This is a genomic window from Streptomyces sp. NPDC047841, from assembly GCF_040704085.1.
Lineage (GTDB): Bacteria > Actinomycetota > Actinomycetes > Streptomycetales > Streptomycetaceae > Streptomyces > Streptomyces argyrophylli.
Map to the genome: position 1 here is coordinate 277,641 of NZ_JBEYRP010000007.1, position 14,911 is coordinate 292,551.

Sequence of the window (14,911 nt, forward strand, 5' to 3'; positions counted from 1 at the left end):
CAGGCACGATCCCCATGTCACTCACCCCCCTGCGCGCGCAGCGCCCGTGACGGGTCCGTCCGGCGTACGGCGGCCGTCGCCGCGATCGCCAGGGGTGCCGCCGCGACGGCGGTGAGCAGCAGCGCCACCGGTCCGGGCGGGAGGCGGACCAGCAGGTCCGGCACCGGGCGGGTCGCCTCGCCGGTCAGCACGATCAGGGGCAGGACGGTGCGGGCCAGTACGGCGCCCAGGCCCAGGCCCACCGCGAGCGCCAGGCCCACCAGGACGGCCTGTTCGGCGGCGACCGTCCGGGTCAGCTGGCGGCGCGGTACGCCGAGGGCGCGCAGGACGGCGAACTCGGCGCCGCGCGCCCGCTGCGCACCGGCGGCGCCGACCGCGAAGCCGACCGCGGCGAGCGCCGCCGCGACCACGGCCGCCGCCGTGAACGCGGCCTCGGGTCCGGCGCCGAACGGGTCGTCCCGCAGGTCGGCGGCGATCTCGTCGCGGACCACGACCTGTCCGGGACCGACGTCCGGCATCGCCCGGACGTCGGCGGCCACGCGCGCGGAGGCGCCGGGTGCGGTGGCGAGCCACCACTCGGTGGGGGTGGCGTTCTCGCCGTACCGGGCCTGGAGCAGCTGGTTCAGAGCGCGCAGGTCGAGCAGGACGGCACCGCCGTCGTGCGCGCCGGTGGCGGCCGGGTCGGCGGTGGCCGGCAGCGCCCGTACCGCCCGCACGATCCGCACCGGCACCCGCCGGTCGCCGACGGTGAGGTCGACGCGCTCTCCGGTGCGGGCGCCCGCCGCGCCCAGGTAGCGGTCGGTGGCGACGGCCGGGACCTCGGCGGGCGCGGCCTGGGCGACCTGGAACCGCAGGGTGACGGAGGCGACGGTCCAGACGTCGGCGTCCGGGAGGTAGCCGGTGCCGTAGGTGAAGGTCGGCGGGTGGGTGCCGGTGACCTCGGGGCGGGTGGGGCTGGTGGCGGCGCTCGGTACGGCGGCGCCACCGGTCTCCGCCGTGGTGGTCCACCGGGCGGGCAGCGTGAGCCGGTGGTCCCTGCCGTCGGTGCCCGACGCGGTCAGCCCGTCGATCGTCAGGCGGTGGCGCTCGGCGCGCCCGGCGGGCTGGGTCAGGTCGAGGCGGAGACCCGTCAGGGTCGCCGGTCCGGTGGCGGTGCCGAGGGCGAGGGTCAGGGTGTGCGGGCGCCCGTCGGCGGGGAGCAGTCCGGCCGGCAACCGGTACGGCACCCCGTACCGGTCGGTCAGGGTCGCCGTCAGCGCGGTCGTGGTGCCCGGGCCGGTCGAACTGCGCAGCCGGGCCGTCAGCTTCAGCCGGGCGGTGCCCGCCGGAATGCCGGTCCCGGTCGGGGTGCCCCTCGGGGTGAGCCGGCCCAGCAGCCGCCGTACCGGTTCGTCCGCCAGGTCGGGCCGCATGAGGACCGCGTCCGCCGCGTGCGCGGTGTCCAGGGCCAGCACGGTCGCCGTGCGGTCGCCGGACAGCGGCTGGGCGGCGCGCACGGCCGGGGCGGCCTCGCGCACCCGGGGCAGGCGCGCGTACCGGTCGGTCCGGCCGAACTCGTCCTCGCCGGTGGCCAGGACCCGCACCGGCACCCCCGCCCGGAAGTCGGCCTGGTCGTCCTGCGAGCGGTCCCAGGAGGCGGCCTGCCCGATCGCGAGCACGCCGAGGGCGACGGCGAGGACGAGCAGCAGGACCGGGCCCGCGCCGCGCGCGGTGCGCCGGCTGAACTGCCAGCCGGCCAGCGCCACCGGCAGCCCCCGCCCGCCGGCCGCCCAGCGTTCGGCGAACCGCGCCACGGGCGGCAGCAGCCGCAGCGTGAGCACGGTCCCGGCGAGCAGGGCCAGCGCGGGCGCGGCCACCAGCAGCGGGTCGACGCCGAGCGCGCCGGACCGGTCGGCGGCCACGGCCCCGGAGTCCTGCCGGCCCAGCTGCCAGTACGCCACCCCGGCGATCGCGAGCAGCCCGAGGTCGGCGCCGGCCCGCAGCGGGACCGGCACGGCCCGCGCGCCGCCCGGCCGGCCCGCCTTCCCGCGCAGCCGCAGTGCCCAGGAGCGCCGGGGAGCGGACGGGCGGGCCTCGGGCCCCGTGCCCGTCACCGCCGGCACGGTCACCGCCAGCGCACAGCCCACGGCGACGCCGGCCGCGACCAGCCAGACGGCGGGCCGGCCGGCGGCCGGCAGGTCCAGGCGCAGGCCGAGCCGGGCCAGCGGGCCGTGCCCGGCCAGCAGGGCGGTGAGCGGGCCGGCGAGCAGCGGCGCGCACACGGCCGCGGGCAGCGCGAGCAGCAGCGCCTCGGCCCCGGCGAGGGCGGCGATCCGGGTGCGGGAGGCGCCCCGGGCCCGCAGCAGCCGGGTCTCGTCGGCGCGTTCGGTGCTGAGCAGCCGGGCGACGAGCAGCAGCGCGTATCCGGCGAGCAGCACCAGTTGCAGCGCGACGATCAGCAGGGTGGAGCGGGACACCAGCAGCGCACGGTCCACCCGGTCCAGCACGTCCGGCAGCGCGGTCTGCGACACCGTCGTACCGCTCAGCGCGGCCGGCCGGCGCAGGGCCGCGCTGCCGGCCCGGGCCGCCGCGCGCAGCTCCCCGATCCGTCCGGTCGTCACCGAGGCGATGTCCGCCGACGCCAGCCAGCCCGTCGCCCCCGCGCTGACCCGGCCGCCGGTGAGGACGGCGGGCTCGGCGAGCAGCGGGCCGTACGTCGTGAAGCCGGACTCCTTCACGCCGCGCCCCAGCAGGTCGTCCAGCCGCCAGTACGGTGCCGTCACCGAGACCGGGCGGTACACGCCGACGACCCGGACCCGGACCGCGGGGCCCTGAAGCCGGTCCGCCAGGGTGAGCCGGGCGCCGGGCTCCAGCCGCAGCGCGCGGGCCGCCGTCTCGGGCAGCGCCACCTCCGGCTCGCCGTCGGTGCGGCGGGGGAGGCGGCCGGCGGTCACCCGCACCTGCGTGAGGTCCAGTGCCGCGAAGTACGTGAGGTCCGGGTCGCCCGGCCTGCTCGCGGGCGGCTGGAGGGAGCGGGGCAGGGCGTACGGCCCCGAGCGGCGCAGGGTCCGCACGGTCACCGGTGCGCCGGCGAAAGTACGGCGCGCGCCCTGGCGTACGGCGGTGTCGGCGGCGGTCCGCTCGGCCGGGGGCACGTCCGCCTTGACGATCAGCGCGGTGTCGGCGGCGTTGCGCGGGTCGGCGAGCACATGCCGCAGCGCCGCGTCACCGATCGCCCCCGAGTACGCCGTGAGCGTCGCCAGCACGGTGGTGGTCAGCACCACCGTCAGCAGCGCGGCACCCAGCAGCAGGCGGTGCGCACGCGCGCGTGAGAAGACGAACCCCGTCACCCGGCCCCCGTGTGTCCGGCGCTTCCAGACCTTCGGGCGATGCTGGCAGAGCGCCGGGCGGCGGGTAAGCGGTTGTCAGCCCGTCTATACCGGATCGTGACCGGAATGCGGCGCCGAGTGACCGGAATCCGACCTTCAGTGACGGCCCGTCAGCCCGGATGATCAGTCGGAGGTGTTCACCATCGACGCGGCGGCGTACGTCAGGTAGTTCCACAGCGTCCGCTCGTGCTCCTCCGACAACCCCAGCTCGTCGACGGCCGCCCGCATGTGCCGCAGCCACGCGTCGTGCGCCGCCCGGTCCACGGTGAACGGGGCGTGCCGCATGCGCAGCCGCGGGTGGCCGCGGTTCTGGCTGTACGTCGTCGGACCGCCCCAGTACTGCATCAGGAACAGGACCAGCCGCTCCTCGGCCGGGCCCAGGTCCTCCTCCGGGTACATCGGGCGCAGGAGCGGGTCCGCCGCGACCCCCTCGTAGAAACGGTGGACGAGCCGGCGGAAGGTCTCCTCCCCGCCGACCTGCTCGTAGAAGGTCTGCTCCTGAAGCGTGCCGCGCCGAATCTCATTCACCCGTCCATCGTCTCAGACCGGGTGACCGAGGACTCGAGGCTTAGGACCAGCCCGTCCGGCCCGTCCGCGGACCGTCCGTCCCTACTGTGGACCCATGGGCGGCTACGACACCGAGACCGAGGCCCTCGCCGACGCGGCGCGGGCCGAGCTGGTGCGGGAGATCGACGCGGACGGGGCCTGGGCGGACGACCCGGTGTGGCGGGAGGCGTTCGCGGCGGTGCCCCGGCACCTGTTCGTGCCGTACTACTACGTCACCGGGGCGCGCGGCTACGAGCGCCGCTGGGGCGAGAGCCCCGACCGCCGGGCCCGCGAGCGCTGGGTGCGCGGCGCCTACGCGGACGTACCGCTGGCCACCCGGCTGCGCGACGGCGAGCTGCTCTCCTCCAGCAGCCAGCCCTCCCTGATGGCCCGGATGCTGACCGCCCTGCGCGTCGGGGACGGCGACCGGGTGCTGGAGGTGGGCGCCGGCACCGGATACAACGCGGCGCTGCTCGCCCACCGGCTCGGCGCCGACGACCTCGTCACCACCATCGACCTGGAACCGGAGATCACCGAGTCGGCCCGGCAGCACCTCGCGGCGGCCGGCCACCACCCCCTCGTCGTCACCGGCGACGGAGCGCGCGGGGTGCCCGAACGCGCCCCCTTCGACCGGATCATCGCCACCTGCGAGCTGTCCACGGTGCCGCGCGCCTGGCTCGCCCAGAGCCGCCCCGGCGCGCGCGTCCTCACCCCGCTCGCCACCGGCCTGCTCACGCTCACCGTGCGGGACGCGGAGCACGCCGAGGGCCCGTTCCTGCCCGGGGCCGCCTATTTCGTGCCGCTGCGCGGCGGGCGCCGGGTGATGCCCGAGGGCGTCTCACTGGCCGGGCTGCCCAGCCGGGCCCGCGAGCAGGAGTCGTTCCGCTTCCTGCTCACGCTGACCCGCGGCGCCCTCGGCCCGCAGGAGGCGTACGCCCTGTGGGACCGCGAGGGCGAGCCGGAGCGCGGACGGTACGGCGTCACGGTCGCCGGCGAGGACACCTGGGCGTGGCTGGACGACCCGCAGGGGCCGTACGCCTGGCCCCTGCCCTGAGCGCGGTCAGCCCCGGCGGACGGTGATCGTCGTCCAGGCGCCCACGTGCACCCGGTCGCCGTCCTGGAGCGGGACCGGCACGAACGGCTGGATGGGCTCCTCGGACATGTTGACCGTGGTGCCGTTCGTCGAGTTCTGGTCGACGACCGCCCAGCTGCCGTCCGGCTGCTGCACCAGCACCGCGTGCTGGTGCGAGACACCCGGGTCCTCCGGCGGCACCGACAGGTCGATGTCGGGGGTGTCGCCGGTGGAGTGCCGGCGGCGGCCGATGGTGACCTGGTTGCCGGTCAGCGTGCGCTGCTGCTCGGGCGAGTACGCGGGCAGGTTCAGGCCCGCGGCCTCGGGGCCGGAGCGCTGCATCATCGCCATGAAGTACTCGCGGTCCGGGCCGATGGTCGCGGTCCAGGTGGCCGACCGGGGAGCCTGCGGTGCGTGCGGCGCCTGCGGGAAGCCGCCCGGTCCGCCGGGTCCCGGCGGGGTCTGGGTGCCGCCGGACTGCGGGTAGCCGTAGCCGCCGCCCTGACCGCCGGGGCCGGTCGACGACGGCGGGGAGATCACCCAGTCGTCGTCGGCGGCCGGGGGCCGGCGGGTCTCGCCCGGGAACGCGGGCGGGGCCGACGCGCCGGACGGCTGGAACGCCTGCGGGGCACCGCCGGGACCGCCGGGCGCCGGACCCGAGGGGTCACCGCCGAAGCCGGAGGGACCGGACGGCGTGGGGCCACCGGGACGGGAGGGCTCACGGCCGAAGGGGGAGGGGCCTTGGGACCCCGGCCCCTGACTCTGACCCTGACCCGGGTTGCCGCCGAAGCCCGAGGGGCCGCCGGAACCCGGGCCGCCCGGTCCCTGGCCGCCGAAGCCGGACGCGTCACCCGAACCCGGGCGCTGCCCCCGGCCACCGCCGAAGCCGGACGGGCCGCCCGGTCCGCCGGGACCCTGCCCGGGACCTCCGCCGAACCCGGACGGGCCGCCCGGGCCACCGGCGCCCGGTCCCTGCCCGGGACCGCCGCCGAAGCCGGACGGGCCGCCGGAACCCGGGCCGCCGGGGCCCTGGCCCGGCACCGTGCCCCGGCCGCCGAAACCTCCGGGGCCGCCGGGACCGGACGGGTTGCCGGCACCCGGGCCCTGCCCAGGACCGCCCTGCCCAGGACCGCCCTGGCCCGGACCGCCCTGGCCCGGACCCTGGCCGAAGCCCTGCGGCGCCCCGGGCGGGCGGTGGTCGCCGGTGCCGAACGGGGGAGCGCCCGAGGGGCCGGGGGAGGTCGGCGGGCCGGACGGGGCCCGGTCGCCGCCGAACGGCGTCGGACCCGACGGCTCGCTGTGGAAGGACGGGAGCGGCTCGGCGGGCCGGTTCACCTGCGAGGGCCGCGAACCCTGGTACTCGTACCCGTCACCCCCGCCGAACGTCGAGCTCGGCGGCTGGAACCGCGGCTGCGGCGGGCGCGGGGCCGCCGGGGTGTAGGAGGTCGCCGTGTTGGTCAGGAAGTTCCACCGGCACTCCTCGCAGAACGGCGCGCCGCCCTCGCGGGGCGTACGGCACTGCGGGCACAGCTCCGGCTCCGGGGCGGACCCGCCGGCCGGGCCGGGCCGGGTGCCGGCCTGGCCGCCCTGCGGGGGCGGGAAGCCGTAACCGCCCGGGGGCGGCGGAGGGGGCGGAGGTACGGCACCGGCCATGCGGTGACCGCAGACCTCGCACCAGTCGTCGGAACCCGACTGGTGTCCGTTCGGGCAGGTCGGCATGTCGGTGCTTCCCCTTCTCCTGCGCTCTGGAGGGTCACTTCTTCACACGGACGGTCTTGGTGGACCGGGTCTCCAGAGTCATCTCGTCCGCCTCCGCGACCCTCGTCTTCAACCGCACAGTACCTGTCACGGCGTCGACCACGTCCACCACCTTCGCAAGCAGTTTCGCAGTATCCGCGTTGCCCGAGGCGTTCGCGAGCTGAACCGCCCGCCCCAGTCTGGCCGTTGCTCCATCGAAATCGCCCGCTTTGCGAAGGTCCAGGCCCTTCTGGATGGCTTGCGCCAGTTCGGCCTGCCCGGTGTAGTGGGCGACTTGGGGGCTGATCGCGGTGGAGGCGGTCATGTCGTCGGTCCACACGGCCCGTACCAGCCCCTGTGCGCCCAGGTTCTGCGCGGTTCCTCCCGGTTCCGGAACGACCAGGGAGACCCGCGCGGCGAGCATCTCCCGGCCCAGTCCGGCCGGCGGGACCGTCACGCACAGGTGGTAGTCGCGGGACTCGTCGCCCCAGGAGCCGGTCGGGTAGTCCCCGGCGCGCGGCCCGGCCTCGGTACGCCGGCCGGTCAAGTCCTCGACGGCGGGCGCGACTTGCTTGACGAACCGGATGGTCGTGCCGACCGGCGTCCACACCCGCAGAGCGACGTCGGCGACCTCCTTGCCCATCGCCGTCTCCATCATCCGCGTGAAGTCGGCCGCCAGACCGGCCGGGTCGGCGACGATGTCGGCGGTGCCGAGCAGCGCCGAGGCGATCCCTGTGACTTCTTTCACTTCCCAGTCGGTGCCCACGCCCCGCGCGTCACAGGTAAAGCGGCCGGCACAGGCGTCGAGCGTGGCCCGCAGGTCCTCCGCCGACTCGTGCTCGTTGCGGCCGTCGGTGAGCAGGATGCCGTGCCGGATGGTGACGTCCGCTGCGGACAGCAGCCGGTCGGCGAGCCGCAGCCAGGTGCCGATGGCCGTGCCGCCGCCCGCGCTCAGCCGGCGCAGCGCCTGCTTGGCCTGCTCGCGGGTGGTGGCGTCGGCGACCGCGAGCCGCCCGCCGCCCGGATAGACCTCCTTGGCCACGTGCGTGCCGCCGATCACCGCGAAACGGGTGCCGTCGCGCAGGGTGTCGACCGCGGCGGCCGTGGCGTCGCGGGCGCCCAGCATCTTGGCCGGCGGGTAGTCCATGGAGCCCGAGCAGTCCACCATGATCGCCACGGCGGCGGACGGCCCCCCGCCCGGCGGGTACACCGGCGCGGTGACCGCGCTGCCGAGGGTGCCGCCGCCGGTCGCGGTCACCGTGACGATGGCGTTGACCTCGCTGCCGCCCTCGGGCAAATACTCGTTCTGGTAGACGTCCACCGAGAACCGCGGCACGTTCGACTTCGCGAAATTGGCCATGCTTGCTCGCATCCCCCTCGGACGCCCCGCCGACGCGAGGCGACGACTGTGAGCGGACCGGTCCCCTCCGGTCCGCCGCGGCTTCCCCGTGCCGTTCCCCCGTCGGATACGGCCCTCAGGCCGATCCTGCCCCCTGCGGCGGCAGCGGGAACGGCAGGACCGCCACTGTTACGTTGTCGTGGCCCCCGCCGTCCAGGGCGTGGCCGACCAGCACCCGCGCGCCGTGCAGCGGGCGGGCCGCCGCGTCGGGCGGGAGGACCTCGGACATCTCCTCCGCCGTCTCGGCGTAGTTCCACAGCCCGTCGGTGCACACGACCACGGCGCCGGGCCGGTCCGGCTCGAACGACGCGGTGTGCGGCTCCAGTTCGTAGGCGTCCGCGCCGAGCCAGCCGGTGATCGCGTGGGCGCGCGCGTCGGCGTACGCCTCGGCCTCGCTCATCAGGCCGGCGGCGACCATCTGCGCGGCCCAGGAGTCGTCCTCGGTCAGCCGGGCGGGCGGGGCGGTGCGGTCGGTGGGCACCCAGTAGACGCGGCTGTCGCCGACCCAGCCGACGACCAGCAGCCCCGGGGTGACCACCGCGCCGACGATCGTGCAGGCCGGCGCGTTCTGGTGCGGGGCGTGCTCGCGGGCCGTGGCGGGCTCCTCGGCGAGCGCGTTGACGGCCTGCGCGGCGGCGACGATCGCCTCGTGCATCGCCGCCTGCGGGTGGGTGCCGCGCGGCAGTGCGGCCAGCAGAGTGTCGCCGGCCGCCCGGGAGGCGGCCAGGGAGGCGTCGTCGGGGCGGGTCGCGGACGACACGCCGTCGCAGACGACGGCCAGCGCGGCCGGGGTGCCGTCGGACAGCGTGGTGTGGCCGACGGCGAAGGCGTCCTCGTTGCGGTGGTGGCGCAGACCGCGGTCGCTGACGGCGGCGACCGGGCCCGACTCCCGCTCCACGTGGTCGCGTTCCCGCGGCTGGGCGTGCCCGCAGTTCTCGCAGTAGCCGTCGCTGTCCACCCGGCCCGCCCGGCAGGCCACGCAGAGCTGCGCCGGGTCGGTCGGTGCGGAGGCCGGCCGGGGGTCCGGTGCCTGCAACGGGTACTCCTCTGGCTCGTGCGACCGGTCGAACCGCACCCCGGAACCGGAGGCGTGCCCGCCCGGCTCCGCGTCACCCGGGACGGGACCGTTCCCGCCCGGGGGCAGCGACGCGCCGCCCGAACCGGATCCCTGGCCGGGCAGCGGGGCGGCTCCCGGTGTGGGTCCGGACTCCTGTGCGGACAGCGGCGTGCCGCCCGGGGTGCCGTGGGGCCCCTGGCCGGACGCTGACGCGTTGCCCGGGGCGGGCCCGAACCCGTGCGCGGCCGGCGGTAGGGCGCCGGGTTCCTGGCCGGGCAGCGGTGCGGCTGCCGGGGTGCTGTGGAAGCCGTGGCCGGACAGCGGGGCGGCTCCCGGGGTGGGCCCGGACTCATGTGCCGTCGGCGGTAGGGCGCCGGGTTCCTGGCCGGGGAGCGGTGTGCCGCCCGGGGTGCCGTGGGGCTCCTGGCCGGGCGGTGACGCGTTGTCCGGGGCGGGCCCGAACCCGTGCGCGGCCGGCGGTAGGGCGCCGGGTTCCTGGCCGGGCAGCGGTGCGGCTGCCGGGGTGCTGTGGGAGCCGTGGCCGGACAGCGGGGCGGGCCCGGCGGCGGGGGCGCCGTCCTGTGCCGGCGCAGGTGTGGTCCCGGAGGCGTCGCCGGACAGGGGTGTGCCGCCCGAGTCGGTGCCCGGCAGGTCCGTCGGGAGGTGGGGGGCGGACGAGGCCGTGGGCGGTCCGGGGGCGGGCCACGCCGGGCCGTCCCCGGGACCGGCGGGGCCCGTCATGGTGAGCGTCGGATGGTCCTGCGGCGGTGCGGGCACCACCGAAAGGTCGTATCCGCACGCTCCACAGAACAGGTCACCCGACTCCACGGGCTCCGCGCAGCTCGGGCACTTCGCCAGTGCGGCCTGCTGGGGCATCTGCGACATCGACTACACCCACGTCCGGGGGCGGTAACGGTTGGCCCGTTCCACCAGTTCGATCCTCTCATCGCCGCCGGGCGCCAGCCGGGCCAGCGTGCGGTAGGCGCGCTCCAGGCCGAAGCGGAGGCCCCGCTCGTCCAGACCGCTGCCCAGCAGCACCCGGCCGCCGGCGGCGGGCCCGGTGCCCTGGCCCCCGGAGAGTATCCAGTCCAGCGCGCAGCCGAGCACTTCCGCCGACAGCAGCTCGCGCCGCGCCGGGTCCAGGCCGTACGCCTGGAGTGCCTCGACCTGACCGGCGGCGGCCGTCAGGTCGTCCAGGAACGGTACGTCACCCGCGCTCGCGGTGCGCTGTCTCAGCCGGGCCCGGACGGCGGCGACCCGGGCGGCCGTGTAGTGGATGGAGGACTCCGGCACCGACTCCAGCGTCGTCACGGCGCCCCGCCGGTCCCCGGCCGCGAGCTGCACCCGCGCCAGTCCGAACGCGGCGCTCACGAAGCTCGGGTCGGTCGTCCACACCAGGCGGTAGTACTCGGCCGCGTTGTCCAGCTGGCCCAGCACCTCGGCGCACAGGCCCAGCGCCAGCTTGGGCGCGGCCTCGCCGGGAAAGGCGTCGTAGACCGCGTCGAAGGCGAGCGCGGCCTGCTCGAAGTCGCCGGCGGCCAGCGCGGCCACACCCCGGTACCACACCACCCGCCAGTCGTCGCGCTGTTCCTCGTCCAGCTCGGCCAGGCTCGCCAGCGCGCCCCGGTGGTCGCCGCTCTCCAGCCGGGCGCGGATCCGCCGGAGCCGGGTCTCCACGGTCTGCGCGGGTGCCGCCGCCAGCGCGCTCATCAGCTCGGCCGGCGCCGAGGCCATCAGGCCCGCGAGGAAACCGGCGCTGGGGTCGCCGGGGTCGACCAGCGGGACCGGCAGGGCGAGCGCGGCGGCCGGCGTGTCGACGGGCCGGACCAGGGCCGGCGGGGGCGGGGCGGGAGCGGCGGGAGCCTTCCGCACCGGCCGGGCGCCCAGCCGGGACACGTCCCCGTGCAGCCGGGGGAACAGCTCCGTGTCCGTGACCTTGGTCTCGGGCGCGAACAGCGTCGACAGCGCGGGCCGCGCCCGGCCGGTCTGGAGCGAGACCACCTCGCGCAGCACCCCCGTCAGCTGCTCGGCCATCTCCTGCGCGGAGGCGAACCGGCGGCCCGGGTCGGGGTCGGTGGCGCGCACCAGGAGCCGGTAGAAGGACTCGTAGCGGCGGAAGACGTCGATGGTGTCGGGATCGGGCAGACAGTCGGCGTAGACGTTGGTGTAGCCCTGGAAGTCGAAGGCCAGCACGGCGAGCGTGCGGGCCACCGTGTAGAGGTCGCTGGCCACGGACGGGCCGGACTCGGCGACCTCCGGGGCCTGGTAGCCCACCGTGCCGTAGATCGCCGACTCGTCGTCGTCCATCCGGCGGACCGCGCCCATGTCGATCAGCTTGAGCTGGTCCTCGGTCTGGATGGCGTTGTCGACCTTGAAGTCGCAGTACAGCAGGTTCCGGCTGTGCAGGTGGCCGAGCGCCTCCAGCGCCTCGATGCCGTACGCGCACGCCTGTTCCACCGGCAGCGGGTCGCGGCGGCCGTCGGGCGCCCGGCGGGCGTTGGCGATCTCCTTCAGGGACTTGCCGCCGACGTACTCCATGACGATGTAGCCGTCGAGGGAGCCGGTGCGCTGGTCCAGGTGCTCCACGAAGTTGTAGATGCGCACGATGTTGGCGTGCTCGATCTCCGCGAGGAACCGCCGCTCGGAGATCGCCGCGGCCATCGCGTCCTGGTCGCCGGTGTCGAGCAGGCCCTTGAGCACCACCCACCGGTCGGCGACGGCGCGGTCCACGGCCAGGTAGATCCAGCCCAGCCCGCCGTGCGCCAGGCAGCCCGCGACCTCGTACTGGCCGTGCACGATGTCCCCGGCCCGCAGCTTGGGCACGAAGGAGTACGGGTGCCCGCACTTGGTACAGAAACCTTCCGTGCGGCCCGGCCGGTCACCCCGGGCCCGGCCGACCGGCGCCCCGCAGTCCGACCGCGAGCAGAACCGCTTGCGCTCCGGCACCTCCGGGTTCTCCAGCACCATCGCGCGCGGGTCGGGCCGCGGCACCTGCGGCACCGAGACCAGCCCCGCGCCCAGCCGCCCCCGCGAGGAGGCCCCGGAGGACGATCCCGAGCTGCGCACCGACACCGAGCGGCCCGTGGGCGTCCCCGACAGCGACCGGGACAGCCGCCCGGACACCGAGCGGCGCGACCTCGACGACTGCGAGGTCGTACCCGAACCGCGCGCACTGCGCGAGCTGCCGCTGTCGGACGCCCCCCGGGCCACCCCGGTGGGCGGCGAGCCCACCATGCCTCCCCCGGAGGGGGTACCCGCGGCCGAGACGACCGGCGCCAGACCGCACGTGTCGCAGTACAGCTCGCCGCCGCCGACGTCCTCGTACGACCCCTCGCAGCCCGGCCGCTGGCAGCTCTGCCCCGGCTGACTCACGACTCGTCCCCCTTACGGTCCTCCGGCGCGCTCGCGCTGCCGAGCAGTTCCGCCGCCGCCTGCTGGTAGCGCAGCACGGCCTGCTCCGCCACGCGCAGGTCGCAGGGCGCGCTCCACAGCATGCGGCGGGCCGCGTCGTACCGCTCGACCAGCAGCGGGTCCTCCGCGAGGCCGTGCCGGGCGACCTTCGCCTTGTACGCGTCGAGCCTGCCGCGCAGCTCGGCGCGGACCGCGAGCGGCGCGGTGACCGCGGTCAGCGACTCGCGGGCGCGCAGCAGTTCGTCCTCCGCCTTCTCCTCCAGCGACTCCAGCAGCGGGGACAGCCGGTGCCACTGGGCCTGCCTGCGGTACTCGGCGGCGGTGGCCAGCTGCTCCTGGAGCGCGGTCGGCGGTCCGCTCACCACCGGCACCTCGGTCGCCGCGATCTTCGCCAGCACCTCGCCGCGCGCGGTCCGCGCCTCGGCCAGGGTGCGGTCCGCGCGCGAGAGCACGTCCCGCAGCCGGATCAGCCGCGCCTCCGCGTCCTGCCGGACGGTCAGCACCGCGTCGATCTCCCGGCGCACGTCCTCCAGGGCACGCGCCTCACGGTCGTACACCGTCGTGTCCGGGCGGCCGCCGCCGGGCGCCGAACTGCCCTCGGCCGGCACCCAGAAGGCGAGCGGGTCCGAGACGACGTCCTCGCGCAGCCGGGTCAGCGTGCGGGTGATCCGCTCCAGGTCGTCACCGGCCGGGTGCTCGCCGGGGCGCACCCCGACCGAGTGGGCGAGCTGCCGGGTGCGCTGGAGTTCCGCGGCGAGTAAATCGATGCGTGCGGGCAGCGCCGACCAGACCGCGTCGGCGGCGACGATCATGTCCAGGCTCGTCGCGTACAGCTCGTTCATGCGGTCCACCAGCACGGACAGCGAGAAGGTCTCGCTCAGCCTGCCGGTCTCGCCGCCGGGGACGGTCACGGACTCGCCGCGCAGCAGCTCGGTCAGCTCCGCCAGGTCCTCCCGGCTGGACCAGCGGCGCCGGGCGCGGATCTCGCGGGCGCCGCGCAGCGCGTCCGCGTAGGCGTCGAAGTACGCCCACAGCCGGGTGATCCGCGTCTCCGTGGCCTGCCAGCGTTCCCGGGTGACACCGGTCAGCCGCGCGCCTTCGAGGAGTCTGCGGCCCGCGTGGTCCTGGAGGGCCAGCAGCGAGGTCTCGATCGCCTCGTGCTCCTGGCCGAGCCGCGCCAGCGCACGGTCCACCTCGTCCCGGTCCATCACCGGCCCGGCGGGGTCCGTGACGCCCATCGATCACCTCTCGCTTGCTGTCTGTTCGGGTCGGGTACGGCTCAGCCGCCAGGCCGGTAACGCGGCGCGGGCGGCTTCGACGCGGCCGAGTCCTTGCCCAGTGTCGCCGACAGCCAGTCGTCGTACGACGCCTGCCAGCCGTGCGCGCGGTAGTCCACCAGAACGCGGTTGACCCGGCGTACCAGATCGACGGCGTCCTTCTTCATCGCCACGCCGTAGTACTCGGTCGTGAACGGCTCGCCCTTCAGTGCGACGGTCGGGTCCTGCGCGGCCTGGCTGGCGGCGAGCGCGCCGTCGGTCACCACCGCGTCGACCTCGCCGAGTTGCAGCCGGACCAGGCAGTCCAGCTGGTTCGGCACGGTGGTGGACAGGTCGGTGGTGGCGGGCAGCTGGCCGTCCTTCCTGTCGGCCTCCAGCTTGGCGAGGGCGGTCGAACCGGCCGCCGTGCACACCTTCTTGTGCGCCAGCGAGGCGTCGTACCCCGTGATCGGGGAGGACTTGGGGGCGAGGACCTGCTGGCCGGTCTTGAAGTAGGGCGCGGAGAACGCGACCTGCTTCAGCCGGTCACAGGTGATCGTCATGGTGCGGACGACCATGTCCACGCGTCCGTCCTCGATCGCCGGGATGCGCTGGTTGGTCGGTATGGCCTTGAACTGCACCGCGTCCGGGTCGCCGAGGATGTCCTCGGCGATCCGGTGGACGAGGTCGATGTCGAAGCCCTCCAGCTGGGCGCCCTCGGTGTTGGGGTTGCGGTAGCCCCAGCGGTAGCTGTTCTGGTCGACGCCGACGATCAGCTTCCGCTTCGCTCCCGTGCGTGCCTTGATCGCGTCGATCGTCGGACCGTCCGCGCCGGACGGCGCCGGCGTCCGCTCGTGCGCCTCGGCGTCCACGCAGCCGTCGGCGCGGGCCTGGACGCCCGTGGCGGTCTTCTGCGCGGCGTGCCGCGGGCCGTCCGGGGTCCGCTGGGTGCACGGCAGCAGCAGGACGAACGCCAGCGCCAGCGCGCACAGCACCGCCATCGCCGCGACCCCGCCCCAGCCCCGCAGGGCGGACCGCGCACGGCTCACGTCCATCGCCTTGCCC

At 76.2% G+C, this 14,911-nt stretch carries 9 protein-coding genes; 1 reads left to right on the top strand and 8 read right to left on the bottom strand.

Annotated elements, in window-relative coordinates; genetic code table 11:
• Positions 1-17: 17 nt before the first annotated feature.
• Positions 18-3,329 carry an ABC transporter permease gene (locus tag AB0947_RS13715; RefSeq protein WP_366750529.1) on the bottom strand — a complete coding sequence of 1,104 codons (3,312 nt, stop codon included), beginning with the start codon at positions 3,327-3,329 and terminating at the stop codon, positions 18-20.
• Between the two features lie 162 nt (positions 3,330-3,491).
• Positions 3,492-3,896, bottom strand: coding sequence for a globin (locus AB0947_RS13720; protein ID WP_366750530.1), 405 nt, complete (start codon positions 3,894-3,896; stop codon positions 3,492-3,494).
• A gap of 94 nt (positions 3,897-3,990) precedes the next feature.
• On the opposite strand from AB0947_RS13720, the gene AB0947_RS13725 reads away from it, so the two are divergent.
• Positions 3,991-4,968, top strand: coding sequence for a methyltransferase domain-containing protein (locus AB0947_RS13725; RefSeq protein WP_366750531.1), 978 nt, complete (start codon positions 3,991-3,993; stop codon positions 4,966-4,968).
• Between the two features lie 6 nt (positions 4,969-4,974).
• Here AB0947_RS13725 and AB0947_RS13730 read toward each other — a convergent pair whose 3' ends face one another.
• The 6 genes from AB0947_RS13730 to AB0947_RS13755 form a co-directional block, all read right to left on the bottom strand.
• On the bottom strand, positions 4,975-6,705 hold the full coding sequence (locus AB0947_RS13730) for an FHA domain-containing protein (protein WP_366750532.1): 1,731 nt from the start codon (positions 6,703-6,705) through the stop codon (positions 4,975-4,977).
• 34 nt (positions 6,706-6,739) lie between these two features.
• Positions 6,740-8,083, bottom strand: coding sequence for a VWA domain-containing protein (locus AB0947_RS13735; protein WP_366750533.1), 1,344 nt, complete (start codon positions 8,081-8,083; stop codon positions 6,740-6,742).
• A 115-nt stretch (positions 8,084-8,198) separates the two neighbouring features.
• The gene (locus tag AB0947_RS13740; protein WP_366750610.1) at positions 8,199-9,458 is read right to left on the bottom strand and encodes a PP2C family protein-serine/threonine phosphatase; all 1,260 of its coding nucleotides are present in this window, start codon (positions 9,456-9,458) and stop codon (positions 8,199-8,201) included.
• A 609-nt stretch (positions 9,459-10,067) separates the two neighbouring features.
• Positions 10,068-12,551, bottom strand: coding sequence for a tetratricopeptide repeat protein (locus AB0947_RS13745; RefSeq protein WP_366750534.1), 2,484 nt, complete (start codon positions 12,549-12,551; stop codon positions 10,068-10,070).
• Positions 12,548-13,828: a hypothetical protein gene (locus AB0947_RS13750; protein ID WP_366750535.1), complete on the bottom strand. Its 1,281-nt coding sequence runs from the start codon at positions 13,826-13,828 to the stop codon at positions 12,548-12,550. The genes AB0947_RS13745 and AB0947_RS13750 overlap by 4 nt, the downstream gene beginning before the upstream one ends.
• Before the next feature lie 41 nt (positions 13,829-13,869).
• Positions 13,870-14,901, bottom strand: a complete 1,032-nt coding sequence (locus AB0947_RS13755) for a glutamate ABC transporter substrate-binding protein (protein ID WP_366750536.1) — start codon at positions 14,899-14,901, stop codon at positions 13,870-13,872.
• Positions 14,902-14,911: the final 10 nt, after the last annotated feature.